Annotated in this window: 17 protein-coding genes; 5 read left to right on the top strand and 12 right to left on the bottom strand. The window is 72.1% G+C overall.

Translation table 11 applies throughout. The features are described 5' to 3' along the window. Positions 1–68: 68 nt before the first annotated feature. A complete protein-coding gene (locus tag ACFV9W_RS11600; RefSeq protein WP_385758283.1) occupies positions 69–2,258 on the top strand; it encodes a trehalase family glycosidase in 2,190 nt (729 codons plus the stop codon). Between the two features lie 12 nt (positions 2,259–2,270). On the opposite strand, the gene ACFV9W_RS11595 is transcribed toward ACFV9W_RS11600, so the two are convergent. The 3 genes from ACFV9W_RS11595 to ACFV9W_RS11585 all read right to left on the bottom strand — a co-directional run bounded on the left by ACFV9W_RS11595 (position 2,271) and on the right by ACFV9W_RS11585 (position 7,750). Beyond that, positions 2,271–3,407, bottom strand: a complete 1,137-nt coding sequence (locus tag ACFV9W_RS11595; RefSeq protein ID WP_385758280.1) for a serine hydrolase domain-containing protein — start codon at positions 3,405–3,407, stop codon at positions 2,271–2,273. A gap of 76 nt (positions 3,408–3,483) precedes the next feature. After that, entirely contained in the window at positions 3,484–4,872 is a 1,389-nt protein-coding gene (locus ACFV9W_RS11590) for a hypothetical protein (protein WP_385758277.1), read from the bottom strand. Further along, the gene (locus ACFV9W_RS11585; protein WP_385758275.1) at positions 4,865–7,750 is read right to left on the bottom strand and encodes a peroxidase family protein; all 2,886 of its coding nucleotides are present in this window, start codon (positions 7,748–7,750) and stop codon (positions 4,865–4,867) included. The genes ACFV9W_RS11590 and ACFV9W_RS11585 overlap by 8 nt, the downstream gene beginning before the upstream one ends. A gap of 301 nt (positions 7,751–8,051) precedes the next feature. On the opposite strand from ACFV9W_RS11585, the gene ACFV9W_RS11580 reads away from it, so the two are divergent. Beyond that, on the top strand, positions 8,052–9,308 hold the full coding sequence (locus ACFV9W_RS11580; protein WP_385758272.1) for a lipase family protein: 1,257 nt from the start codon (positions 8,052–8,054) through the stop codon (positions 9,306–9,308). A gap of 3 nt (positions 9,309–9,311) precedes the next feature. Here the strand turns inward: ACFV9W_RS11580 and ACFV9W_RS11575 are convergent, their stop codons facing one another. Genes ACFV9W_RS11575 through ACFV9W_RS11565 form a run of 3 tightly spaced genes read right to left on the bottom strand, consistent with a single transcriptional unit; the run spans position 9,312 to position 12,744 of the window. Further along, positions 9,312–10,217 (bottom strand): polysaccharide deacetylase, encoded by a 906-nt coding sequence (locus ACFV9W_RS11575; protein ID WP_385758270.1) that lies wholly within the window; start codon positions 10,215–10,217, stop codon positions 9,312–9,314. A gap of 17 nt (positions 10,218–10,234) precedes the next feature. Further along, the gene (locus ACFV9W_RS11570) at positions 10,235–11,413 is read right to left on the bottom strand and encodes a GAF domain-containing protein (protein WP_385758267.1); all 1,179 of its coding nucleotides are present in this window, start codon (positions 11,411–11,413) and stop codon (positions 10,235–10,237) included. Then, the gene (locus tag ACFV9W_RS11565) at positions 11,410–12,744 is read right to left on the bottom strand and encodes an MFS transporter (protein WP_385758264.1); all 1,335 of its coding nucleotides are present in this window, start codon (positions 12,742–12,744) and stop codon (positions 11,410–11,412) included. Before ACFV9W_RS11565 ends, ACFV9W_RS11570 begins: the two co-directional genes overlap by 4 nt. A 226-nt stretch (positions 12,745–12,970) precedes the next feature. Here ACFV9W_RS11565 and ACFV9W_RS11560 point away from each other — a divergent pair, with 226 nt between their 5' ends. Next, a complete protein-coding gene (locus ACFV9W_RS11560; protein ID WP_385758261.1) occupies positions 12,971–13,645 on the top strand; it encodes a GntR family transcriptional regulator in 675 nt (224 codons plus the stop codon). A gap of 100 nt (positions 13,646–13,745) precedes the next feature. On the opposite strand, the gene ACFV9W_RS11555 is transcribed toward ACFV9W_RS11560, so the two are convergent. The 6 genes from ACFV9W_RS11555 to ACFV9W_RS11530 all read right to left on the bottom strand — a co-directional run bounded on the left by ACFV9W_RS11555 (position 13,746) and on the right by ACFV9W_RS11530 (position 22,624). Continuing rightward, positions 13,746–16,568, bottom strand: a complete 2,823-nt coding sequence (locus ACFV9W_RS11555; protein WP_385758259.1) for an NHLP bacteriocin export ABC transporter permease/ATPase subunit — start codon at positions 16,566–16,568, stop codon at positions 13,746–13,748. Between the two features lie 8 nt (positions 16,569–16,576). Continuing rightward, positions 16,577–18,808, bottom strand: coding sequence for an NHLP family bacteriocin export ABC transporter peptidase/permease/ATPase subunit (locus ACFV9W_RS11550; protein WP_385758256.1), 2,232 nt, complete (start codon positions 18,806–18,808; stop codon positions 16,577–16,579). Next, a complete protein-coding gene (locus ACFV9W_RS11545; protein ID WP_385758254.1) occupies positions 18,805–19,602 on the bottom strand; it encodes a DUF2118 domain-containing protein in 798 nt (265 codons plus the stop codon). The genes ACFV9W_RS11550 and ACFV9W_RS11545 overlap by 4 nt, the downstream gene beginning before the upstream one ends. 160 nt (positions 19,603–19,762) lie before the next feature. Continuing rightward, positions 19,763–19,984 carry a type A2 lantipeptide gene (locus ACFV9W_RS11540; RefSeq protein ID WP_356373765.1) on the bottom strand — a complete coding sequence of 74 codons (222 nt, stop codon included), beginning with the start codon at positions 19,982–19,984 and terminating at the stop codon, positions 19,763–19,765. 283 nt (positions 19,985–20,267) lie between these two features. After that, positions 20,268–20,993 (bottom strand): YoaK family protein, encoded by a 726-nt coding sequence (locus ACFV9W_RS11535; protein WP_385758252.1) that lies wholly within the window; start codon positions 20,991–20,993, stop codon positions 20,268–20,270. A gap of 101 nt (positions 20,994–21,094) precedes the next feature. Beyond that, complete coding sequence (locus ACFV9W_RS11530) at positions 21,095–22,624, bottom strand: carboxylesterase/lipase family protein (protein ID WP_385758250.1); 1,530 nt, start codon at positions 22,622–22,624, stop codon at positions 21,095–21,097. Between the two features lie 185 nt (positions 22,625–22,809). Between ACFV9W_RS11530 and ACFV9W_RS11525 the strand changes: the two genes are divergently transcribed. Continuing rightward, positions 22,810–23,826 (top strand): LacI family DNA-binding transcriptional regulator, encoded by a 1,017-nt coding sequence (locus ACFV9W_RS11525; RefSeq protein ID WP_385758247.1) that lies wholly within the window; start codon positions 22,810–22,812, stop codon positions 23,824–23,826. Between the two features lie 32 nt (positions 23,827–23,858). Next, on the top strand, positions 23,859–24,722 hold the full coding sequence (locus tag ACFV9W_RS11520) for an alpha/beta fold hydrolase (protein ID WP_385758245.1): 864 nt from the start codon (positions 23,859–23,861) through the stop codon (positions 24,720–24,722). Positions 24,723–24,735 lie beyond the last annotated feature (13 nt).

The following is a 24,735-nucleotide window of genomic DNA, read 5'->3' as shown; positions in this document are numbered from 1 at the left end:
GGATTGCGCAGAGAGTCGGGGTTGAAGATCCCGCTCGCACAGGTTCATGTCAACAGGAGAAGCGCCCCGTGACCGTTCGTCAGTCCGCACGCCGACCCGCCCGCGCCGCCCTCGCCGCCCTGCTCCTCGTCGGCGGCGCGAGTCTCGCCGCCCCGCCCGCCTCCGCCGCGCCGCACCCCGGACCCGACTACGCCGACGTCCTCGACCTGCGCGGCACCCCGAAGGCCGCGCTGCCCGGCGACGCCGAGGACAACAACCCCATCAGCACCTTCTCGGACCGCGGCGCCTGGCATGCCTACGCGCTGCCGGAGGCCGGGGACCGGTCCGCGTACGGCGGGTTCAGCGGCCCGCTGTACATCGCGCAGGAGTACCCGTGGTGGCTGAGCGAGTCGTTCAGCAGAATGCGGCTCACCGAGGGCGGCCGCACCCTCGACCTCGCCGCCGGGGGCACGCCCCGCTTCACCTCGCAGCCGGGCCGCCTGCTCCAGTCGTACGACCTCGGGCGCGGCCTCCGCCTCACCCTTGAGCTGCGGTTCGCCACCAACCGGACGGCCCTGGTGCGCGCGGAGGTGCGCAACACCGGCTCCGCCGCCCGCACGCTCGGCGCCGGCTGGACCGGCAGCCTGCTGCGGCCCGAGAAGGCGCCCATGCGCGACGCGCCCTCGCTCAAGTCCACCGAGCACGGCGTCGGCGTCGACTTCGCCAAGGTGCGCGAGAAGTGGGACTACCTCACCGACGGCACCGAACGCTTCGAGGTCACGCACAAGGACCGCGTGCGCACGACCGTCGACGGTGACACGTACCGGACCGAGGTCGCCGCGCCCGTGAAGCTCGCGCCCGGCGCCGCGCACCACTTCGACTGGACCGAGTCCTATACGTTCACCGACGCCGAGCGCACCCGCGAGGCCCGGCGGGCACGCGCCGTCCTCGCTGCCCCGCAGGCGTACGCCACCGCCGGTGACGCCCGCTGGCGCGGCTACGTCGCCGGGGTCACGCGCGGGGTGCCCGCCGAGCGGCGCCGCACCGCCGTGAAGTCCTTGGAGACGCTCGTCACCAACTGGCGCTCCGCAGCGGGCAAGTTGAAGCACGACGGCGTGACACCCTCCATCTCGTACAAGTGGTTCACCGGCGGGCTGTGGGCCTGGGACAGCTGGAAGCAGGCCGTGGGCACCGCCCGCTTCGACCCGCGGCTCGCGAAGTCGCAGATCCGGGCCATGTTCGACCACCAGATCACCGCCGAGGACAAGGAGCGTCCGCAGGACGCCGGGATGATCCCCGACGCGCTCTTCTACAACGACCCGGAGCGTGGCGGCGGCAACTGGAACGAACGCAACTCAAAGCCTCCGATGGCCAGTTGGTCGGTGTGGGAGACGTACCGCAAGAGCGGCGACCGGGCCTTCCTGAGCGAGCTGTACCCGAAACTCGCCGCCTACCAGGCCTGGTGGTACCGCAACCGGGACCACGACCGCGACGGGCTCGCCGAGTACGGCGCCACCGTCGACCCCGCCAACGACTCCACCGAGGAGCGCCGGCTCGCCGCCGCCTGGGAGAGCGGCCTGGACAACGCGCCGCGCTTCGACGCGAAGCTCGGCACCTCCGTCGTCGCCAACCACGCCGCCGACGGCACCCTGCTCGGCTACTCGCTCGATCAGGAGTCCGTCGACCTCAACGCCTATCTCGCCCAGGACCAGGGCTACTTGGCGCGGATCGCCGATGAGATCGGCCGCCCCGGCGAGGCCGCGAAGTGGCGGAAGAAGTCCGAGGAGACGAGCGCCGCCGTGCGCTCCGAGTTCTACGACAAGGCCGACGGCTGGTTCCACGACATCGGCCTGAAGAACGGCGCCCCGCTCACCGACCGCGGCCGGGGCATCGAGGGCGCCGTCCCGCTGTGGACGGGCGCCGCGAGCAAGGAGCAGGCCGCGAGCGTGCGCGGGCGCCTGACGGACCCGGGCGAGTTCGCGACCCACGTGCCGTTCCCGACCGTGTCGAAGGCGTCCCCGTACTTCGACTCGACGGCCTACTGGCGCGGCCCTGTCTGGTTCGACCACGCCTACGTCGCGCTGGGCGGCCTGCGCCGCTACGGCTACACCAAGGACGCGGACGAGCTCACCGGCAAGCTCCTCGCGGGCGCCAAGGGGCTCACCGGCGACCGTCCCATCCAGGAGAACTACGACCCGCTGACCGGCGCCCCGCTCAACTCCCCGAACTTCAGCTGGTCGGCCTCGCTGCTGCTGCCGATCCTCTCCGGCGAGCGGTAGTCACGGCACCGCTCAGGACGCCGCGTACGTCCAGAAGTCCCGCATGATCTGCGGTGGTGTCGGTCCTGCCATGCCGAGCTGCGTCATCAGGACCGACACCGTCCCGGTCGACGGGGTGAGGTGGGCGGACGTGCCCGTGCCGCCCACCCAGCCGTAGCGGCCGGGCACGTTGTAGGGGTGGGTGCGGGTGACGTCGACGGAGCCGCCGAAGCCCCAGCCCTCGCCCTCCGTGAACAGGCCGCTCGCCGCCCGCTGTTCGGCGCTGAGGTGGTCCGTGGTCATCAGCCGCACCGAGTCCGCGGAGAGCACCGGGCCGCCGCCGGCGAGCAGCATCCGGGCGAACGCCAGCCAGTCGTCCACCGTGGAGACGAGCCCGCCCGCGCCGGAGGGGAACGCGGGCAGGCTGTTCCACTCGCCGTCCGGGGCGTCGACCAGCTCGGCGCCGCCGTCGGGCGTGGGTACGTAACAGCTGGTGAAGCGGGAGCGCTTGGCGGCGGGGACCTCGAAGCCGGTGTCCGCCATGCCCAGCGGCTCGAAGATCCGCTCGGCGAGGAAGTCGGGCAGCGAGTGGCTCGTCATCCGCGAGATGAGCACGCCCTGGATGTCCGAGCACGCGTTGTAGAGCCAGACCTCGCCCGGCTGGTGCAGCAGCGGCACGCCGGCGAGCGAGGCCAGCCAGGTGTCCGGCTCGGGCACCCGCTGCGGGTGGTGCGGGTCCATCAGCGCGAACAGCGGCTGCACGGCCGGGAGCGAGAAGTCGGAAGGGAAGCCCCAGCCGGCCCGGAACGTGAGCAGGTCCTCGACCGTGATCGGCCGGGCCGCCGGGATCACGTCCTCGATCGGGCCCGCCGGATCGCGCACCACGTTCGGCGCGGCCAGCTCGGGCAGCCAGTGCGAGATCGGCGAGTCGAGCGCGATGCGGCCGTCCTCGACGAGCGTCATGAGGGCCGCCGCCACGATCGGCTTGGTGATCGACGCGAGCCGGAAGATCGAGTCGCGGGCCATCGGCGCCGTGCCCTCGGTGTCGGTGTGGCCGACGGCCGCGACCTCGACCCGGTCGCCGCGGGCCACGAGCCCGACGGCGCCCGGCACGGGGCCCTTCGACACGTGCGGGGTCAGGACCTCGGCCAGGCCGGAGTTGTCGGTCATCGGGCGATCCTCCTGTGCGTACGGGTGCGGTGCCGTCGTCCGCGTGAGCGTACAGAGGAAGACCGCCCGGACCGGCTCAACTCATCGGCTCACCGTCCCAGAGCGTGTCGTGCGCGCGGTGCGCGTCGGTCAGCCCGTTCGTGAAGAAGCGCTCGTAGTACTCGCCCTCCACGTGGTGGGCCTGGAGCCACACGCCCGGCACATGGATGGCGTCCGTGTGCGCGGGGAAGCGGCGGTGCGTGGCGAGGATGTACGTGCACACGTCGCGGGCGCACTCGATGACACGTTCGTCGTACTCGCTGGCCTCCGCGAGATAGCGCTGGCCGTAGTCCTCCTTGTAGATGCGGGCGAAGACGTCCTTGTCGCCGTAGGTGCCGCCGGTGCCGAACTTGGCGTCGACGATCGCGTCGACCGCGTCCGACATCGAGGCGTGCGCGGGCGGGCAGGCCGCGGCGATCAGCGGTTCGCCGGTCGCCGGGTCGGCCAGGCCCACCGGGTGCGAGCGCAGGTTGGCGTACTTCGGCAGCGGGACGTGCCAGCGCCACAGGTCCGCGAGGCGCCAGCGCGGCGTGACGAACGTGAAGCCGAGCATCTTCCCGTACGTCTTCGAGAACTTCGGGTCGCCGAGGGCGATCGCCGGGTTGATGGAGGCGTGGATCCAGGCGCCGAGGCCCATCGCCTCCGCCGTCAGCATCACGGTCTGCAGCAGCAGGTCCGCCTCGATCTGGGTGCGCATCGGTCCGAGCGCGCCCAGCGGCAGCTTCAGGTCCTTGTTGAGGAACCCGTTGTCGACCCACTTCTTGACGCCCGCCGCCCGGTACAGATTGCGGTCGTCGACGAAGGTGGGGCGCGCCCCGTCCGGCTGCGTGAGCAGATACATCAGGGCGTTGACGTACTGGTGCGAGAGGTCGACGACCGGGAACAGGACGGTCGTGCCCGGCAGGTTCGACAGGAAGCGGTTGGAGTCCAGATAGGCCGGGAAGTCGCGCAGCCCCTCGGCGACATCGAGGCGGTGGTCGAGGACCTTCACCTTGGCCTGCCGGGCCCGCTCGACCAGTGCCTCGGCGGTGAACGGCTCGTGCGGGGCCGCGGGCAGCTTGCGCAGGAAGTACGTACCGCTGTCGTTGATCAGGAAGAAGTACGTGCCCTGCGCGTTGTCCGGGCTGCCGGCCGTGCGGCCCGTCATCGTCAGGTTCGGCTTGGACATGATGGGCTTGCCGTCGCGCGGGTCCTCGAAGGGGCGGTCCGGCATCGTCAGGCCCGTCGAGCCGGTCACCGCGATCAGCAGTGCCTCCTCCAGCTCGCTCAGCGGCTGCGGCTCGTGCTGGGAGGTGTAGCTCATGGAGCCGGCCGGCACCGACGCACCGCGGGAGACCCGGTGGGTGCGGCGGCGCCAGATCGTCTTCAGGAGCGGGCGCGCGAGCAGGTCGTCGAGACCCTGGTGACCCGATTTGCCGTCAGCCATGCTCGCCGCCGTTCTCCGCGGGCGGCACCGGACGCCACGGCGCGAACGCGCTCGCGTCGCGCGGCAGCAGGCTCGCGAGGTCCGGGCAGTGCCGCAGGATCACGGACTTCATGCCGCCCTTCTCCACCCAGTCCATGCCGAGCGGCGTGTAGATCTCCGGGCGGTAGTCGACGGTCAGGAAGCGGTCGCTCTGCAGGCGCCGCGTCGCCATCAGGATGAAGATCCGGAACGCGGTGTCGGAGAAGCCGAAGCCGGTCGGCGGGTTCTCCGCGAACAGGCCGACGACGGTGTCGATCTCGTCGACGTTCCGGTACACCTCCTTGAGGCGCGCGAGGGTCTCCGGCTCCTGCGTCAGATCCTCGAAGCGGCGGATGCGCTCCTTGTGCAGGCCCGCACGGAAGTCGTTGTAGCGGGGCACGCCGCGCCTGCGGGTGCGCACCAGGTCGACCACCGACAGGTCGATGATCTCGCCCTCGCGCTGGAAGTGCGTAAGGGACTTCGGGTAGTTGTGCAGCGTGATCGCGCCCGGGTGCGCGATGCCGAACGAGTAGAGGGTGTCCGCCAGGCCCGTCTTGCGGATCTGGCTCTCGGCGGCCGCGCCCTGGATGTCGTTGAAGCCGAGCGTCTCGAGGCGCTGCCCGAAGCGGTGCTCGCGCAGCTCGTAGTCGTCGGGGATCAGCGGGTGCATCCGGTAGACCGTGACGAAGTCCTCGGTCAGGGAGTACGGGGCGCCGTGGTGGTCCGGCATCGTCTTCGGGATGCCGGTCAGGGAGTGCGATTCGAGGAGCCACAGGCCCAGCTGGTTCAGCCAATTCCGGGGCGGGCCCTCCCAGTTGGTGCGCAGGCCGATGTCGATCGCCTTCGTCGCGAGGATCGCCGGCGTCCACTCCACTGTATGGATCTTCGCGATCAGCGCCGAGACCACGAGCCGCGCCGTGTGGTAGATCCGCTCCTCGCTCATCGACGGGTACTCGGAGCGCAGCGCGTCGCACACCGCGTTGTGCTCGCGGGCGAACAGCGTGTGCATCGAGCTGAGGCCCATCCACCAGTTGTCCTTGAAGCCGGTGATCGGGATGCCCGTCCGGTCGATCGGGATGTGCCCGCCGTCCAGCAACAGGCGTGCCCCGCCCTCGGGTTCGCGCAGCTGCTTCGCGGTCTGCTCGTCGCCGCCGTACACCTCGGAGCCGTCCCACCAGTGCGAGGCGGTGTTCCCGAACAGGATCGGCGGCTCGTCGCCGGGCAGCTCCAGCCCCTCGTTCTCGGCGAACCGCATCACGTTCTCCTCGGGCCCGCCCGGGGTGTTGACCCACGTCCCGCCGCCCGGCGGCAGCGGCACCTCGACCGCCTTGTCGCCCGCCTTGTAGCGCCGGTGGTTGACCCAGTCGTGCACCTGGAACTGGATCCAGGCCGCAGCCAGGATGTTCAGCGAGGTCGCCGGGACGAAGCTCTCGCGGGTCAGCAGGCTGCGGCTGACCGTCACCGGGTTCGGGGTGTCGAAGAGGTCGGGCCGGAACACCGGCTTCAGGTTGCGGCCGAACGCGGCGCCCACCGCGCCCATCTTCGGCTCCGACAGATCGTTGTACGTGCCGTCGTAGGAACGCTCGGTGCGCAGCCGCTCGTCGACCGGGGCCGGCACCGGCTCCGCCTTCGGCGGCGCCTCCTGGACGTCCGTGTCGATGAGGTTCAGCCTGCGCAGCGCCTTCCGCAGGAACACCAGGTTCAGCAGGCTCAGGTCCACCGGCAGTTTGTGCCACGGGACATAGCGGTTCAGGGCGCGGAACGCGAGGCTCACGGGCACGCCGAGAACCCGGTTCCTGAGCGGTTCGTGCGGGGTGAAGCGGATGCCGTGCCGTTGCGCGCTGCTCGCCCGGTATGCCGCCTTGCGGGCCCGGTTGATGTTGCCCAGCGGGCGGAACTCGTCCGTGGTGTGCCACGGGTTGAAGGACAGCTCCTCGATCCGCCGGGCCGCCGAGCGGGCCTCGGCCGTCGTGATGTCCTGGCTCGGCACGGTGAGGCGGGCCACGGGGATCGGCGGCGTGATCGCCTCCTGCCACTCCACGGCGCCGTTCTCGACGGGGGTGCGCCGCTCGTCGACGTAGCGCTGCACGCACAGGTCGAAGGCGACGTCGCCGCGGGAGAGCCGGCGCGCCAGCTCGCGGTGCAGGAAGTTCGGGTCGCGGCGGTCGGGGCGCGGCTCGGGGCCGCCGCCCACGGCGGGCCGCAGCAGGAACCGGACGGGCCCCGCGTCGGCCCACAGCATCGCGCCGCGGCTCCAGTACGTCTCCTGGGCCAGGCTGTTGACGGACTTGCGGGTCGCCGCCTGGACGTTGCGGCGCATCCGGTTCGCGGTGCCGAGGCCGACGGCCAGCGGCAGCTTCACGAACAGGCCGAACGCCTTCTGCAGCGGATTGCGGGCCCCGGCCATCGCCTTGGCGAACGCCACGAACTCGCGGGCGTTGGCGGCGTGCGACACCGGGAAGGAGGTGGCGAGCAGGTCGTGGCTCTCCTCGGTCGTGGTCCGCACCCGCACCGCGATGCCGTGCAGATCGGGCGCCCCGTCGGGCCCGTGCATCCCGCTCGCGTTGGAGAGCCGCACGGTCGCCGGATACTCGGCGCCGGGCTGGGCGAAGCCGGCGCGCAGCGCGGCCGGCAGATCGTCGTTGAACCGCAGGCGGGCGTTCTCCACGCCGAGCGCGGCCTTCGCGTGGAAGGCGCGCTGGAAGCCCTGGGCGCCGCTCGCCCGCCGGTTCGCGACCTGAACCTTCATGATCTCGCGCGCGAGCCGTTCGAAGACGAGGCGCTCGGCCTCGGGGCTGCCGCCCTCGTACCGCTCGTACTGCGCAGGCTTGTAGGAAGCCTGACGTTCGTTCTCGGCCATCGGTTGCCGTCCCTGTCGGAGGTACGTGGGGAAGGTTCGTTCAGGGGGAGGGGCAGCGACGCTATCGGCGCCCTCGGACCTGCCGCAGCGACCGATCCCGCCATGTATGCGCACGCGAACTCCCGTACGCACAAAGGGATTTGCCCCTGTCAGCGTGCCGGGCGCGCGGGCCGGGCCCGCCCCGCGCGTCGCCGGCCCCACTCCCGCCCCACCCGCAGGCGCGGCGCGTGGCCGATCGACGACGCCTTGACGGCGACATGCGCCGATGGTGTGCTGCACAGCCCCCGCTCCGGGAGGTGCCATGCGCCAGACGATCGTGCACGGACCCGCCTTCGCCGACCTGCGCCCCCTCAAGGAGGCCACGTTCGTCGAGCCGGGCAGGACCACCTTCCCCGTCCACCCCGAACTGCCGCGCCTGCTGCGCGAGGACAAGGACCATCCGGACCCGGCGGGCGTGCTCCCGCACACCATGGCGACCCTCGCCGCGTACGCGTACGCCGGGTACGAACAGGGCGCCGACGCGGACACCGTCGCGATGATGGCGACGCGGCTCGGCCTGGAACGCAACCGGTGCCGTGTCTTCGAGCAGCGCGTCGACGCGCTGTACATCGCCTCGGCGGCCTACCTGATCCAGGACGAGGACCGCAGGATCGCGATCCTCTGCTACCGGGGCACCCAGCCCGAGGACATCATCAGCATCCTCACCGACGCCGACGTGCGCCCCGAGACCCTCGCCGTCGACCTCGACGGCACCGACTACGCGGTCCACGCGGGCTTCTACCGCAACATGCGCGCCACCCGCTACCTCATCCTCCAGGCACTGGAGCGCGCCGTGCGCGGCGAGTCCATCGACCCCGACGAGCAGGGCACCCGCGGCCCCGGCCTCGAAGCGCTCTACATCACGGGCCACAGCCTGGGCGCGGCGATGGCGGCGCTGATGGCGGTCACCCTCGTCCATGAGCCCCGCTACGCGCACATCGCCCGCAGGCTGCGCGCCGTCTACACCTTCGGGCAGCCCATGCTCGGCGGCCCCGACCTGGCGCGCGCCTGCGAGAACACCGTCGACAGCAACGGCACCCACCTGCTCCGCGACCGCCTCCTGCGCTACATCTACGACCGCGACGTGGTGCCCGCGCTGCCGCCGCGCCCCGTCGGCCCCTACGCGGCGTTCGGCCGCGAGTTCCACTTCCGCAGGCCGCGCCGGGCCGTCGACGCGGTGTTCACGGCGGCGGCCGACGCGGCGGCGGAGGCGGCCGCCTTCCCCGGCGACCTCCTCACCGGCGTGAACCCGCTGCGCAGGCTGCGCCGGATGGGCGCGATTCCCGGCCGCGCCCGCGAGGAGGGCTGGATCGAGCGGGTGGAGCCCGCCCTTCCGTACCCCCAGATGGACAGCCTCGCGGGCCTGGCGGTCGTGGCCCCGCTCGCCTTCTTCGCCGCGCGCCTGGCCCTGACGCGGACGCTCCCGTTCAAGTACTCCTTCGACGACCACGGGCCTGCGCACTACGTCAACGCGCTTGCGCCGCCCGGGGTGTTGAGCGAGTACGGGGATGTGCGCTGAGGGTCAGCGCATGTCGGCCGGGCGCTCGGTGCCCTCGAAGGGGAAGCGGCGGCGGAAGGTGTCGGCCGCGTCCTCCAGGGTCACGAACGAGACACCCTCGTGGCCGGAGACGTACTCGATGAAGCGCTCCAGCATCAGCAGGACGTTGGGGCGGCCCGAGACGTCCGGGTGCAGCGTGATCGGCAGGACGGCGTAGTCCAGCTCGCGGTGCACCCAGTCGAACTGGTCGCGCCAGTCCTGCTCCAGGGCGCGCGGCGAGACGTAGCCGTGGCTGTTGTGGGCGTGCTTGTTGAACATCATGGGCGGCAGGTCGTCGACGTACCAGTTGCCGCAGAACTCGACGAGGTCCACCTCGTGGCCGTGCACGAGCGGCTTCATCCAGTCCTTCGCGTCGCCCGAGTAGTCGATCTTCGTCCAGGAGTCGCCGACGCGGGCGTAGAACGGAGTGAAGTCGCGGTAGTTCTGCGAGTGGTCGTAGGAGAAGCCGTATTTGTGCAGCAGGGCGGCCGTCGACTCGGACATCTCCCACCAGGGCGCGACGTAGCCCTTGGGGCCGCGTCCCGTGAACTGTTCGATCAGCTCGACGGACTTGGCGAGGACGTCCTCCTCCTGCTGCGGCGACATCTCGATGGGGTTCTCGTGCGAGTAGCCGTGCGCGCCGATCTCGTGACCGGCCTCCACGACCATCCGGGTCTGCTCGGGGAACGTCTCGATGGAGTGGCCGGGGATGAACCACGAGGTGCGGATCCCGTACCGCTCGAAGAGCTTGAGCAGGCGCGGGGTGCCGATCTCGCCGGCGAAGACGCCGCGCTGGATGTCGTTGGGGGAGTCCTGGCCTCCGTAGGAGCCGAGCCAGCCGGCGACCGCGTCGACGTCGACCCCGAGGGCGATCTGGATGTCCTTGGGCATGGGCGAACTGCTCCTTGCTAGCGGGGGATTCGGGCGGTGAGCTCGGCGGTGGCCGCCGCGAGCGCCTCGCGGTCGGCCTCCGTCCAGTCGCGCTCGCGGGTGCTGTGGACGGAGATCCAGCCGGTCAGCGCGGCACCGGTCTGGACGGGGGAGAGCATCTGGGCGCGCACGCCGTACACGTCCTTCAGCGCCTCGGGCGGCTGCGGGTCCTCGCGGAAGTGCGGCTGCACCAGCGCGCGGCGCTCGGCCTCCAGCCACTCGACGGTGTTCAGGCGGCGCTGGTCGAGGGAGGCGTCCCGCCGGATCGAACGGACGCCGGGGGCCAGCGCCTCGCCGGCCGTGAGGTCGACGTGCAGCTCGTGCGCGGGCAGGTCGACGCGGAACGTCGTGCGGTCGGCGCCGGTGTCCTTCAGGAGCCGCTCCAGGGTGCGCTGGACGTCCGCGCGCAGGCTGCCGTCGCGCAGCAGCTGCCCGTGCCCGGACCACGACGGGCGGGCCCCGGCCAGGTCGAGCGCCCGCCACAGCGTCGCGCTCACCGAGTCGAACACCGGTAGTTTCAGGGCGTGTTCGAGACGCTCGGCCTCGAAGGCGCCGTACACGTTCGTGCACACCACGGCGACGGCCTGCGCCCCGTCGGTGGCCGCCGCCTCGATCTGGCGGGCCACGTCGGCGGGCGCGATCCGGGCGAAGGCCTCGTTGTCGTGCTCCCCGAAGGGCTCCGCGAGCACGCACTCCAGACCCTCCTTCGCGTACGTCGCCACGATGGCGTCGGCGACGTCGCGGGTGTAGGGCAGGGCGAGGCCGAGCCGGGTCACCCCGTAGGCGGCGCAGGCGTCGAGCAGCGCGAGCGTAGACGTGGTGGCCGGGATGCCGGTCTCCGCGGTGAGGGCGGCGGCGAGCGCCCGGTCCCGCTCGATGCCGAGCCAGGACCCCGAAGTCCCGTTCCACACCAGGACGTCGACCTTGGCGTCGGCGAGCTGCCGGGCCGCGGCCAGCATCGGCTCGGGGGCGAACTGGGCGTCGCTGCCGGTGTCGAGCGCGATCCGGGTGACCGGCACGCGGGCGAAGTGCGCGGTGGCGAGCCCAGGTTCGGCCCCCTGGAGCAGCCCGTACGTGACGGGTTCGAGGCAGGTGTTGGAGGACGGGGTGAGCATGCCGATGCGCAGCGGACGGTTCTCGTGCGACGGGTCGTTCATCGGACGGCGAGCCTCCTCGAGTAGTCGATGACCAGGGACGCGGCGGTGAACAGCAGTGCCGCGCCGACGAAGTACAGCAGCGCCCAGGTGTAGGAGCCGGTGCCGCCGACGATGAAGCCGACGGCGATGGGCGTGACGATCCCGGCGATGTTGCCGGACAGGTTCATGGCGGCGCCGACCACGCCCGCGTTGGCGCGTCCGCCGAGCGTGGAGGGGAGCGCCCAGTACAGGCCCGCCCAGCGCAGGAAGAAGAGCACGACGGAGAGCAGCGCGACGGCCGTCATCGCGTCGGGGACCAGGACGACACCGAGCAGGCCCGCCGTCACGGCCATGCCCGCGATCCCCATCAGGGTGCGCAGGACGGTGTTGGCGGCGGTGCCGCGCGAGCGCCAGTGGTCGGCGAGCCAGCCGCCGATCAGTTCGCCGACGAACCCGGCGCCGAAGATGACGAGCGTGGACCACCCGATGGACTTGATGTCGAAGCCCTTCGTCTCGGACAGATACAGCGGGCCCCAGGTGAGCAGTCCGTAGAAGACGCCGTTGAAGCCCATCCAGCCCAGACACATGCCCCAGAACGAGCGGTACCTCACGTAGTCGCGCAGCTTCGCGGGCCGGTCCTCGCCGGGCGCCGCGGCGTCCTCCGCCGCGTGCTCCCGCTCGATGTACGCGGCCTCGGCCTCGTTCACGCCCGCGTGCTCGCGCGGGGTGTCGCGCAGATACCGCAGGGCCAGGAGGCCGACCGCCACGGTCACCGCGCCCGCGACGACGAAGGCGATCCGCCAGCTGCCCGTCCAGGCGATCAGGCCGGAGATGGCGATGCCGCCGAGCGCGGAGCCTAGCGGGGCGCCGCCGTCCATCAGCACCGCGCCGCGTCCGCGTTCCTTCGCGGGCAGCCAGTGCGCGTTGAGCTTCCCGCCGGCCGGCATCACCGGGGCCTCGACCGCGCCGAGCGCGAGCCGGGCCGCGAGCAGCGAGCCGACGCCGGTGGCGGCCGCCGTGACGCCGGTCGCGACGCCCCAGCCGACGCAGGCGCCGCCGGCCATCCGGCGCGGCCCGAACCGGTCGATGAGCCAGCCGCCGGGGATCTGCATCAGCGCGTACGTCCAGAAGAAGGCGCTGAGGACGAAGCCGGTGACTTCCTTCGACAGGTGAAGGTCCTGGGTGATGAGCGGCAGCGCCACGGACACCGAGCCGCGGTCGATGTAGTTCAGCGTGACGATGCCGAGGAGGAGCAGGAACACCTTCCAACGGGTGCGGGTGGGCGGTGACTTGGTGGTTCTTCCGTGCGGCTGGGCCGCTTCGGTGGCGCGGGTCAGATCGGCTGACGACATGTCAACCCCTTTGCTGAGCCGGGGGACGAGCTACGGAAGGCATGCGGTGCGGGGCATGCGGGGACGTGCAGGGCATGCTTCGCAAGGCCGTGGGGGCGGCCCTGCGGACATCTGGAGAAGCGTGTGACGTGTGCGTTCGCCGCTATGGCATACCAAAGGATGCGGACGAGGGCGCGCCGCGTCAAGGCGTTGGTATACCGTAAGGAGCAATTGACGGGGAGGAAACATGGTTCAGGCGGGGCCCGGCGAGGCGGGTTGGCTGCGCGACCAGGTCTGCGAGGGCATCAGGGACCGGATCATCTCCGGGCAACTGCGGCCGGGGGACCGGCTGTTGGAGCGCGAGGTCGCCGAGGAGTTCGGGGTGTCCCGGATTCCGGTGCGCGAGGCCATCAGGGTGCTGCTCAGCGAGGGCTTCCTGGAGGCGGCATCGGCCCGCAAGATCGTCGTCAAGCAGCTCGCGTTCCAGGACGTGCTGGACCTCTTCGACCTGCGCGAGGCCCTGGAGGTGCTCGCCGTGCGGCGCGCGACGGAACGCGCCCAGAAGCCTCAGATCGCCGCGCTGGGACGGCTGTTGACCAGCGCGGAGAAGGCGACCCGCACCGGGAAGCCGGCCCGCATCTCGCGCGCCAACACCGACTTCCACCACCACATCGTCGAGATCGCGGGCAACGCTCTGCTGGCCAACACGCTGCAACCCCTGGAGGGCCGGATGCGCTGGCTCTTCCAGCAGGTCGACGACCCGCACGCGGTGTGGGAGGAACACCAGGCCCTGTACGAGGCCATCGCGGCCCACGACGCGGACCTCGCGGCCGACCGCGCCCTGCACCACGTACGCCACTACCGGGAGGTGGCGATGCGGGTGCTGTTCGGCGCGGGCAGTTCCAGCCCCGCCGGCGCTTGAGGCGCGGGGCCCGGGGCAGCGCCCCGCGACCTCAAGCCATCTGCCCAATTGAGCCCCTGCGGCGATTGAGCAGCGGGGCCCGGGGCAGCGCCCCGCGACCTCACGCCATTTGCCGCCGCACCAACTCGTGCAACCGCCCCCCGGTGTCCGCCAACAGCTCAGCAGGCGACCCCTGCTGAACGACCCGCCCCGCCGACATCACGACGACCCGGTCCGCGTCCATCACCGTGGACAACCGGTGGGCGATCACGACCCGCGACGCCCGGAGGGCCTTCGTGCTGTCGATCACGATGCGCTGCGTCTCATTGTCGAGCGCGCTCGTCGCCTCGTCGAAGAAGAGGATCCGCGGCCGGCGGATCAGCGCCTGCGCGATCATCAGCCGCTGACGCTGCCCACCGGAGACCGCCCCGCCGCCCGAGATCATCGTGTGCAGGCCCATCGGCATCCGCTTGATGTCCTCCGCGAGGCCCGCCATCTCGGCCGCCGCCATCGCCTCCTCCTGCGTGAACGACTCGGCGCCGCAGATGCAGTCGAGGATCGACCCGCTCAGCGGCTGGGCGTTCTGCAGGACGACGCCGCACTGGCGCCGCACGGCCGCCTGGTCGAGCGCCGAGAGGTCCTGGCCGTCGTACAGGACGCTGCCGGAGGCCGGGGCGTCGAAGCCGATCAGCAGGCGCAGGAGCGTGGACTTGCCGCAGCCGCTCTCGCCGACCACCGCCACGAACTCACCGGGCTTGATCGACACGTTCACGTCGTCGAGGACCAGCGGGCCGTCGTCGGTGTAGCGGAAGGAGACGCCCCGGGCCTCCAGGGCTCCGGTCAGCTCGCCGGGCTGCGTCGCCGCCTCGCGGACCTCGGGCTTCTCGTCGAGCACCGGCTTGATCTGCTCGAACATCGGCAGCACCGCGGCCGCCGAGATCAGCGCGCCGGTCAGCTGCGTCACCGACGTCAGGAGCATCGTCACCGACGTGTTGAAGGTGAGGAACGACGCCGCCGACATGCTGCCCCGGGCCGGGCCCGCGAGCAGCATGAACATCACGAGTGAGCACAGCGGGAGGTAGACCGAGTTGAGGACCGTCGTCGCGTTCTTGATGCGGCCGGCCCGGCGCTGCAGCTCGCGGGTGCGCGCGAACTCCTTCGCCCACGCCGCGTACGCGAAGCTCTCCGCGCCCGCGACCCGCAGCTTCGGCAGCCCGCGCAGCGTCTGGAACGCCTGGTTGTTGAGCTTGTTGCCGAGCTTCACCAGGCGGCGCTGCCAGCGCAGTTCGAGCAGGCCGAGGGTGAGGAAGACGGCCGCGACCAGGAGCAGCATGCCGAGCGCCGCCAGGGCCAGCGGGACGCTGTAGAGGAGGAGCATGACGAGGTTCATCGCGCCGACCGTCGTCGACTGGACGACGATCGGGCCGACGCCCGAGAGCAGCCGTCGGATGGAGCTGATGCCCATCGCGGCGCTCGCCAGCTCGCCCGTCGAGCGGGAGGCGAAGAAGCGCGTCGGCAGCCGCAGCAGCCGGTCCCAGACGGCGGGCTGGAGGACGCTCTCCACTCTGCCCTCGATGCGCAGCACCGTGAGGTTCTGGAGCAGCATGAACGCCGCGCTCACGACGCTGGCGACCACCACCGCAAGCGACACCTGCGTGATGAGGTCCGTCTGCGCGTTGGGGACGAAGGTGCCGAGGACCTGCCCGGTCGCGACCGGGACGAGCGCGCCGAGCCCCACCGTGACCAGGCCCGCGAGCAGCAGCCTGCGGATGTCCTTCGTCATCGCCTGCATGCTGAAGCGCATCAGGCGCGCCGGGGTCAGATCGCCGTCGGGCAGCGGGCGGTACAGCATGATCGCCCGCTCTTCGAAGTCCTCCGCGTTGTCCTCGTCGACGCGGACGCGCCGGTCGCCCGCCGGGTTCACGGTCTCGTAGCCGCCCCGCCGGTAGAGCAGGGCGACCGGGGCGCCGGACGAGGCCCGGTAGCCGACGAGCGGGCCCGCGTCGCGGCGCCACCAGTCACCGGCGAGGCGTACCGGGCGGGTGCGGAGGCGGGAGGCCGTGGCGAGCTGCTCGACCGGGTCGAGGCGGTCGCTGACCGCGCCCACGTGGTCGGGGTCGACGAGCCGGATGCCGGACGCGTCCGCGACGACCTTGCAGGCGGCGTACGTGGCGTCGGCGCCCGCGTCGGAGGAGTTCCGGCGGCCGCGCTTGGTGCCCATGGAGGCGAGCAGCGTGCGGTCGGCCTGCTCGCGGACGGCCTCGCCCGCGCGGATACCGGCCGCGGCACGGTCCTCGTGGGCGCTCTCCAGGCGCTCGATCCAGCGGTCGAGCGTGGAGAGCAGCCGCCACTGCTGGTTGACCATGCGCTGCCACAGGCCGGTGTCGACCAGCAGATCGGCCGCCGCGTCCGCCGCGTAGGCGGAGCCGTACTGCACGCTGCCGGGCGCCAGTTGGGGCCACAGCACGTCGTCGTCGCCGACGAGCGAGTCCTCCTGCGTCTCGACGGTGCGCCCGTCGAGCGGCGCCTCGAAGAGGATCTTCTGCCCGCGCCCGACGCCGAGCGCGAAGGCCTCCTCCAGCAGGCTCCAGCCGTACGAGCCGGCCGCGTCATAGGAGGCCGGCGGCGCGTACGGCAGCTCGCGCAGCGGGATGCGGCGCACCTGGCAGCCGCTGAGTGGCCGGCCGAGGAGCGTGTGCTGGGTGCCCTCGACCGGGCCGAGCAGCAGCGTGCCCGGCTCCAGACGTCCCAGGAAGTGCCAGTGGCCCTGGCTCTGGACGTCGACCGCGAACAGGTCGAGCGCGCCGCCCGCGACGAGCCACAGCACGTGCGGGCCCTCGAGCGGCAGGCTGCGCAGATCGGTGCAGTCGACGGGGGCGCCGAGGCCGCCGAAGGCCGCGACGACTTGGTCGGAGGAGGTGAACTCCGCTTGCAGGTCGGTCATGTCAGTGCTCAGTGCTCCTTGACCAGCTCGGCGTACGGCCCGCCGGCCCGCACCAGGTGCTCGTGGCGGCCGCGCTCGACGACCTGGCCGTGGTCGAGGACCACGATCTCGTCGCTGTCGCGCACCGTGCTGAGGCGGTGCGCGATGACGACGCAGGCGCAGCCGCGCCGCCGGATGTTGTCCATGACCGTCTGCTCGGTCTCGGCGTCGAGGGCGCTGGTCACCTCGTCGAGGACGAGGATGGACGGGCGCCGTACCAGGGCCCGCGCGATCTCCAGGCGCTGGCGCTGGCCGCCGGAGAAGTTCCGGCCGTCCTGCTCGACCCGGCCGCGCACACCGCCGGGGCGGCGCGCCACCACGTCGTACAGGCACGCGTCGCGCAGCGCCTCCTCCACGGCCTCGTCGGAGATCGACGGGTCCCACAGCGCGACGTTGTCGCGGACCGTTCCCTCGAAGAGGAACACGTCCTGGTCGACGAAGGAGACGGAGGCGGCGAGCGCGCCGCGCGGGATGTCGTCCAGGCGCCGGTCGTCGATCCGGATGACGCCCTCCCACGGCGCGTACAGGCCGGAGATCAGCCGGGAGACCGTGGACTTGCCACTGCCGGAGCCGCCGACGAGTGCCACCTGCTGGCCGGGTCCCACCGTCAGCGAGAAGCCCGAAAGCAGCGGCTTGTCGAGCGGGCTGTAGCCGAACGTGATGCCGTCCAGCTCGATGTGGCCGCGCAGTCTGCGGGTGCTCTGCACCTGCTCGGGGCGCGCGTACAGCTGGTCGACGGGGAAGTTCTCCACGTCCTTCAGACGCGCCACGTCGGCGGCGAAGTCCTGGATGCGGCCCGCGACACCGTTCAGGCGGGTGAGCGGCGCGGTGAAGCGGGTGACGAGCGCCTGGAAGGCGACAAGGAGACCCACCGACAAATGCCCTTCGACCGCCCGCATGCCGCCGATCCACAGGATCAGCGCGCTGTTGAGGGTCGCGAGGGTCGGCGCGACGATGCCGAGCCACGCGCTCGGTACCCCGAGCTTCTGCTGCTCCTCCAGGGTCGTCGCGTGCTGGCCGGCCCACCGCCGGAAGTAGCCGTTCTCGCCGCCGGTCGCCTTCATCGTCTCGATGAGCTGAAGGCCCGTGTACGAGGTGTTGGTCAGCCGCGCCGTGTCCGCGCGGAGCTTCTGTGTGCCCGTCGCGCGCAGCTTCACGACCACCCGCATCGCCACGACGTTGAGCAGCGCGATGCCCACGCCGATCCCGGTGAGCTGCGGGTCGTACGTGTACAGCAGCGCCGCGTACAGCAGCACCACGATCCCGTCGACGCCCGCCGCCGTCAGGTCGCGGGCCAGGGTCTCGGCGACCGCGTCGTTCGACTGGAGGCGCTGCACCAGGTCGGCGGGGCTGCGCTGCGAGAAGAACGTGACGGGCAGGCGCAGCAGATGCCCGAAGAAGCGGGCGCTGCTCAGCGTCGAGGAGATGATGCGGCCGCGCAGCAGGTTCGCCTGTTGCAGCCAGGTCAGTACGGCGGTCAGCGCCACCATCGCGCCCATCGACGCGAACAGCGCGCCGAGCAGCGAGGTCTGGTCGCCGATGAGGAACAGGTCGATGTACGTCTTGCTGAGCGCGGGCACCGCGGCGCCCACGCCGACGAGCAGCAGGCTCGCGAGCAGCGCGACGAGCATCGTGCCGGTGGTGCCGCGCAGCCGTGCGGGCAGCGCCGTCATGATGCCCGGCTTGCGCCCGCCCGTACGGAAGTCGTCACTCGGCTCCAGGACGAGGACGACGCCCGTGAAGCTCGTGTCGAAGTCCTCCATCGGCACGAAGCGGCGGCCCTTGTCGGGGTCGTTGATGTGCACGCCGCGGCGCCCGAAGCGGCGCCCCATGCCGTCGTAGACGACGTAGTGGTTGAACTCCCAGAACAGGATCGCCGGGCCCTGCACCTCGGCGAGCGCGGCGGGCTCCATCTGCATGCCCTTGGCGGTCATGCCGTAACTGCGGGCCGCCTTGAGCAGGTTCGAGGCGCGCGAGCCGTCCCGCGAGACGCCGCACGCGATGCGCAGCTCCTCCAGCGGGACGTGCCGGCCGTGGTGCGCCAGGATCATCGCGAGCGCCGCGGCGCCGCACTCGACGGCCTCCATCTGGAGCACCGTGGGCGTGCGCACCTTGCGGCGGCGCTTGGCCGGCGGGGGAGTCGGCCGTGCGCGGCGGCGGTCCGGGCGGTGGCCCGCGGGCGGGAGTGAGGTCGTGGTCACGGCTTCAGCCAATCCATCGGACGCTGATCGGCGAGGTGCACGGAGCCGGAGGCGAGGGTCATGGAGGCGAGCGGATAGGGCGGCCCGCCGTCGGACGACCACGCGTACCCGGACTTGGTGTCCGCCTTCTTGAGCTGAACGAGGACCGGGACCCGGGCCCCGCCCTTCGTGAACTCGCCCGCCAGCGAGCTGTCCCCGATGAAGTCGGTGACCTGCCGCTTCGTCTCGGCGGCGCGGCCGACGGCCTTGACCTTCCCGCGCAGCACGCCGTACTGCTGCGCCTGCGGCACGTTCAGGTCGACGTCGGAGCCCGCGTCCACGTTGCCCGCGCTGGTGGCGGGCACGTACAGCATCGCGAGCAGCGGATCGCGCGCCGAGCCGGTCTTCTCCACCGTCGCGACGTCGGAGCCGGTCGTGACGACCGAGCCGATCCGCGCGACGAGCGCCGTGACCCGGCCCGCGTCGATGGCCCGCACGGCACGGTTGCCCTGCGCGGTCTGCACCTTGAGGAGCGGCGCGCCCGCCCGCACCCGCTGGCCCTCCTTCACGTACAGGCCGGTGACCTGCCCCGTGACGGGGGTCTGCAGGACGTAGCTGCCCTGCGCGTACGTGAGGATGCCGTTCGCCTTGAGCGTCGACGTCACCGAACCGGTGACGGCCCAGACGCAGGCGGCGACCATCACGACGACGGTGACGGCGAGTACGAGCAGTCCCTGCGGCCGCGCGAGGCGCACCGGCAGATCGAGCTCCTCCGGCGACTGCAGTTTGGACAGGGCCTGTTGGCGGAACTGCACGGAGTCTTTCCCTTACCTAGCTTCCATGCCGGGCCGGACCGGGGAATTCCCGGACCTAGGACCCCGGACGCCCCGAAAGCCCCGGGACACGGGGTCCCGAGGCTTGGGGTGCGCCACCCGTCAGGAGGTGGCGCGGCGATCCCGAGGGATCGAATCCGACTCAGAGGCCGGCCGTCACGCCGCCGACGAGGCCGGTCACGGCGCCGGTGTTCAGGCCGGTGAGGCCCTCGACCGTGTTGGTCACGGAGGAGACGGTGCCCGAAACCGGGGCGATGCCGTCAACGGTGCCCTGAACCTGGCCGACGAGGCCGCCGACGAGGCCGCCGGAGACGTTGTCGAGGTCGGCGTCCGAGATCTCAACGGTCTCAATGTGGTTGCTCATAATGAGCCGCCCTTCTTGGGTATGTCCGGGTATTTCGAAATTCGCGGGGCGCGCTGGAAATCGGTGGCTGCGAATCCCTTGCGGCCGTCATGCGATGCGGAGGATCAAAGCATGTTGACGCGTCGCACAGCTAATCGGACCGCGTCCATTCATAGGGGATCCGCGAGGTCAATTGCCGTCATGTGCCGGGGTGTTCACAGCCGGGTGGCAGCTCCTTCACATTCTTCACGGAGAGGTTTGTGAACACCCTGTGTCGCCGGGCAGCAAAGGGGACACTCGCGCATTAATGGCGCGCGGTGCTTGTACGAGGCAATCTTTTCTTGCGAAGTACCGTGACTGCCCTGCGCATTCGGTGTGCAGGTTTCTGGCACGCGACCGCGGCGGCGGTCAGGACGACCGGCGGCACGAATCCCCACGGCGCGGCGGCCTCCCTGAGCGCAACGGCGCAGGCCGCGCCGCCGACCACGGCCAACAACCGGCCGGTTACCCACAGTTGCTCCCGGTGCCGCCCGGACCCGTCGACCACCCCGGTCACCAACGTCGTCAGCGTCCCGGTGAAATAGGTGGTGGGCGCGGCGCCGGCCCCAGCCGCGACCATCGCCGCGGACTGCCCGCCCATCGCCAGCGCGGCCATGACGAGCAGCACGGTCCGCCACACCCCGGCCGGGTCCCCGCCGAGCAGCCCGCCCGCCACCGCGAGCAGGCCGAGCAGCGCGCACTGGGCGGCGAGGCAGGCCACGACGCGGCCCGGCCACTCCTGGGTGCGGTCCCCGCGCACGCCCCGGCACGCGAACGCGGTCGCCGCGGCGCCGACCGCGTACCCGCCGAGCGCGTACAGCGGACCGGCCACCTGGTGTGCGGAGCCCTGCCCCGCCGAGATGCCGAGCAGCACGAGGTTGCCGGTCATGACGCCGGCGAACGTCTCGCCCAGGGCCGTGAACGCGAGCGCGTCCACGGACCCCGAGGCGGCGGCGAGCAGGACGAGCGAGACATGAGGGCGTGTGTCCATGTCCGAGACGGTAGGCGCGCGAGGCCCGCCCGAAACGCTCGCGCGTCGGCGCGTCGGGCCCGCTCCTGCGCCGCGCGCTGCTCCTACGTCGTGGCCGGGGCCTACGCCGCGGCCGGATCCGGCCCGAGGCCCAGCGGCGCGAAGTCCACGCCCTCCCACAGGAGCCGCGAGGCCTCCTCCGGGTACGGCACCGTCCGCGAGGGCGCGTCGAGGACCCGCGTCGTCCGTTCCTCGGCGGTGAACGGCGCCCACCCGGGGCCCTCGCCCGCCGCGAACGAGGTCCAGGCCGCCCCCATCTCCTCGGACAGCGCCACGGCCGCGGGCGGCGCCTCGGCGCCGAGGAAGAGCCCGGCGAAGTCCGAGTCGAGCGTCCCGAAGACCAGCGGCACGTCCAGGGCGTGGGCGGCGCCCATCGAGCCGCCCGCGCCGGGCGCCTGCCAGCACAGCTCGTACGCGTACGCGGTCCCGCCGCCCGCCGCGTGGGCCTCGGCGAGGCGCAGCGACGGGATCCGGAACAGCCAGTCGGACTGCACGAGTTCATGGAGGCCGGACGGGCCCGCGCTCGGGTAGGCGGCCCGGTAGCGGTCCCCGGCGTCAGGGCCCGGCCCGAACCGCAGCAGCGCCTCGGCCGCCTCCTCCTCCGTCGTCTTCCCGTACCGGCCCGCCATGATGGTGAACAGCCGGTACTCGTCCTTGTTGTGCCCGGCGAGGAGTTCGACGTCGCGCGCCGCGCCGCCCGCGAGCGCCTCCCACGGGGTGGCGGGCAGCACCTCGCCGTCGACCACGGGCGAGAACGGGGTGGCGGTGTGGGCGACGCGGCCCCACCGGTCCGCGTACGAGGGCAGCGCGCGGATCAGGTCGTCGGTGGCGTCCCGCAGCGCCTTCGGCGCGCACGCGGCGAGCTCCGCGGCCCCCGCGCCCGGCGCCCCGAGCCGCTCCGCGATCCGCGCGCCGATGTCCCGCGCGAGCTCGGGCGAGAAGTACGTGCCCGGCACGCTCTGCGCCACCGCCCGCCGGAACAGGCCCGCCGCCGACGGCATCGCGAGCAGCGCCGCCACCGAGCCCGCGCCCGCCGACTCCCCGAACACGGTGACCCGGTCCGGATCGCCGCCGAACGCCGCGATGTTCTCCCGCACCCAGCGCAGCGCCGCGGCCTGGTCGAGCAGCCCCCGGTTGGCGGGCGCGCCGTCGAAGACGCCGAACCCCTCGGCGCCCACCCGGTAGTTGAGGGTCACGACGACCTGGCCGCGGGCGGCGAGTGCGGAGCCGTCGTAGTGCGGTCCGTCCGTGGAGCCGGTGACGTACGCCCCGCCGTAGATGTAGACCAGCACGGGCAGGCCCGCACCGCCGAGGTCGGGGGACCACACGTTGACCGTCAGCCAGTCCTCGCCCTCGGGGACGACGCGGCCCACGAGCCCGCCCACGAGGGACTGCGGGGGCGGCGGCCCGAAGGCGAACGCGTCGCGCACCCCGTCCCACGGCAGAGCGGGCTCCGGGGCCGCCAAGTGCAGGGGGCCGACCGGGGGTTGGGCGTAGGGGATGCCGCGGAAGACGCTGAGCGCGCCTTGCGTGAGCCCGCGGACCCGGCCCGCTGTGGTGGCTATCGGCGCGGTCGGGGTGGCGTCGGTCATACGTGTCCTCCCTGGTGGCCCGGCTGGTGCCGGGCCGGGCGTCGAAGCGCTTCGACGAACTTCTGGACAGGCACCCTGCGCAAATCATAGGGTCGACATGCCGAACGACGGGGGCGGCACCCGCCGAAGCCGGCGCACTGGGCGGTCGCCCACCCCCTCCTCGGATCCGGCATCAGGAGAACGACATGGTCACGCTCGCAGAGGTCGCCAGGCACGCCGGAGTCTCCGCGAGCACCGTCAGCTACGTCCTCAGTGGCAAGCGGTCCATCTCGGCGGCCACCCGCGAGCGCGTCGAGACCAGCGTGCGCACGCTCGGCTACCACCCCAACGCCGGGGCCCGCGCCCTCGCCAGCAGCAAGTCCAACATCATCGCCCTGATGGTGCCGCTGCGCACCGACATGTACGTACCCGTGCTCATGGAGATCGCGACGGCCGTCGCCACCGCCGCCCGCGCCCACGGCTACGACATCCTGCTGCTCACCGGCGAGGAGGGCGCCCAGGCCGTGCGCCGCATCGAGGGCAGCTCGCTCGCCGACGCCGTGATCGTCATGGACGTCGAACTGGACGACGAGCGGCTGCCGCTCCTGCGCACCGCGAGCCGCCCCGCCGTCCTCATCGGGCTGCCCGCCGACAGCACCGGACTGCACTGCGTGGACCTCGACTTCGCCGCCGCGGGCGCGCTGTGCGCCGAGCACCTCGCGGGCCTCGGGCACCGCGAGATCGCCGTCATCGGCGAGGCCGCCGCCGTCTATGAGCGCCGCACCGGATTCGCCGAGCGCACGCTCACGGGCCTGCGCGAGCGCAGCGCCGAACTCGGCCTGCGGCTCCTGCACCGCCCCTGCGAGGGCAGTTACGCCTCCGTCTCCGCGACGCTGTCACGGATCTTCGACGAGCGCCCCGGCACCAGCGCGTTCATCGTGCAGAACGAGGCCGCCACCGACCCGCTGCTCGCCCTGCTCCGCCAGTCGGGGCGGGCCGTCCCCGAGGACGTGTCGGTCGTCGCGGTCTGCCCCGAGCAGGTCGCCCGGCACGCGTCGGTGCCGCTCACCTCGGTCGCCGTGCCCGCGCAGGAGATGGGGCGGCGCGCGGTGGAGCAGGTCGTCGCGCAGATCGAGGGCCGTGGCTCGGCCGGGGAAGTCGTGCTGCTCGCGCCCGAGTTGACTGTCCGGGAGAGCGCGGCGCAGGCGCCGCCGACCGCATAGGATCTCCACAACCGGTCCTGAAGCGTCAGAAAGTGAGCGTGCCCGTGCACCCGACGTACGTCCTCGTCCATGGAGCGTTCGCCAACTCCTTCTCCTTCGCGCCGCTCCAGGCGGAACTCGGGCTGCTCGGTCACCGCTCGGCCGCCGTCGACCTGCCGGGCCACGGCTTCGCGGCGACCTACCCGGCCGCGTACCAGGCCCCGCAGGACGCGGCGGCCCTCGCCGCAACACCCGGCGCCATCAAGGGAGTCACCCTCGACGACAACGTCGCGCACCTGACCGGCTTCCTGGAGCGGGCCAAGGAGAACGGTCCGGTCGTCCTCGTCTCGCACAGCCGCGGCGGCGCCACCGCCACGGCGGCCGCCAACCGCCGGCCCGACCTGATCGACCACATCGTCTACGTGTCGTCCTGGTGCCCGGTCGATCTCCTCGTGGGCGACTACTACGCGGAACCGGAGATGGCCTCGGTCGACCCCACCGCGTTCGGCCTCGCCATGGCGGGCAACCCAGCCGAACTCGGGCTGCTGCGCGTCAACTTCCGCACCGCCGACGAGAAGGCCCTCGACGCGTTCCGGTCGGCCTTCTTCGCCGACGGCACCGACGACGAGTTCCGTACCTTCCTCAACACCTTCCAGCCGGACGAGAACCTCGACGTCGGCACAGAGGACGACCGCGCGCAGGCCGACACCTGGGGCCGCATCCCGAAGACGTACGTGCGCCTCGCGGACGACGCGAGCCTGCCGCTCGCGCTCCAGGACCGGCTGATCCGCGAGGCCGACGCGCTGACCCCGGACAACCCCTTCCGCGTCCGCACCCTCGACGGTTCGCACCTGAAGTGGCTGGTCGACCCGGCGCCGGCCGCCCGGGTGCTGGCTGAGGTCGCCGAGCTCCTGTAGCGGCCGGGCCGGG

Source organism: Streptomyces sp. NPDC059897, from assembly GCF_042730865.1.
Classification (GTDB): Bacteria; Actinomycetota; Actinomycetes; order Streptomycetales; family Streptomycetaceae; genus Streptomyces.
Note: the sequence above shows the minus strand (reverse complement) of the source record. Positions and strands in the feature narration are given on the sequence as shown.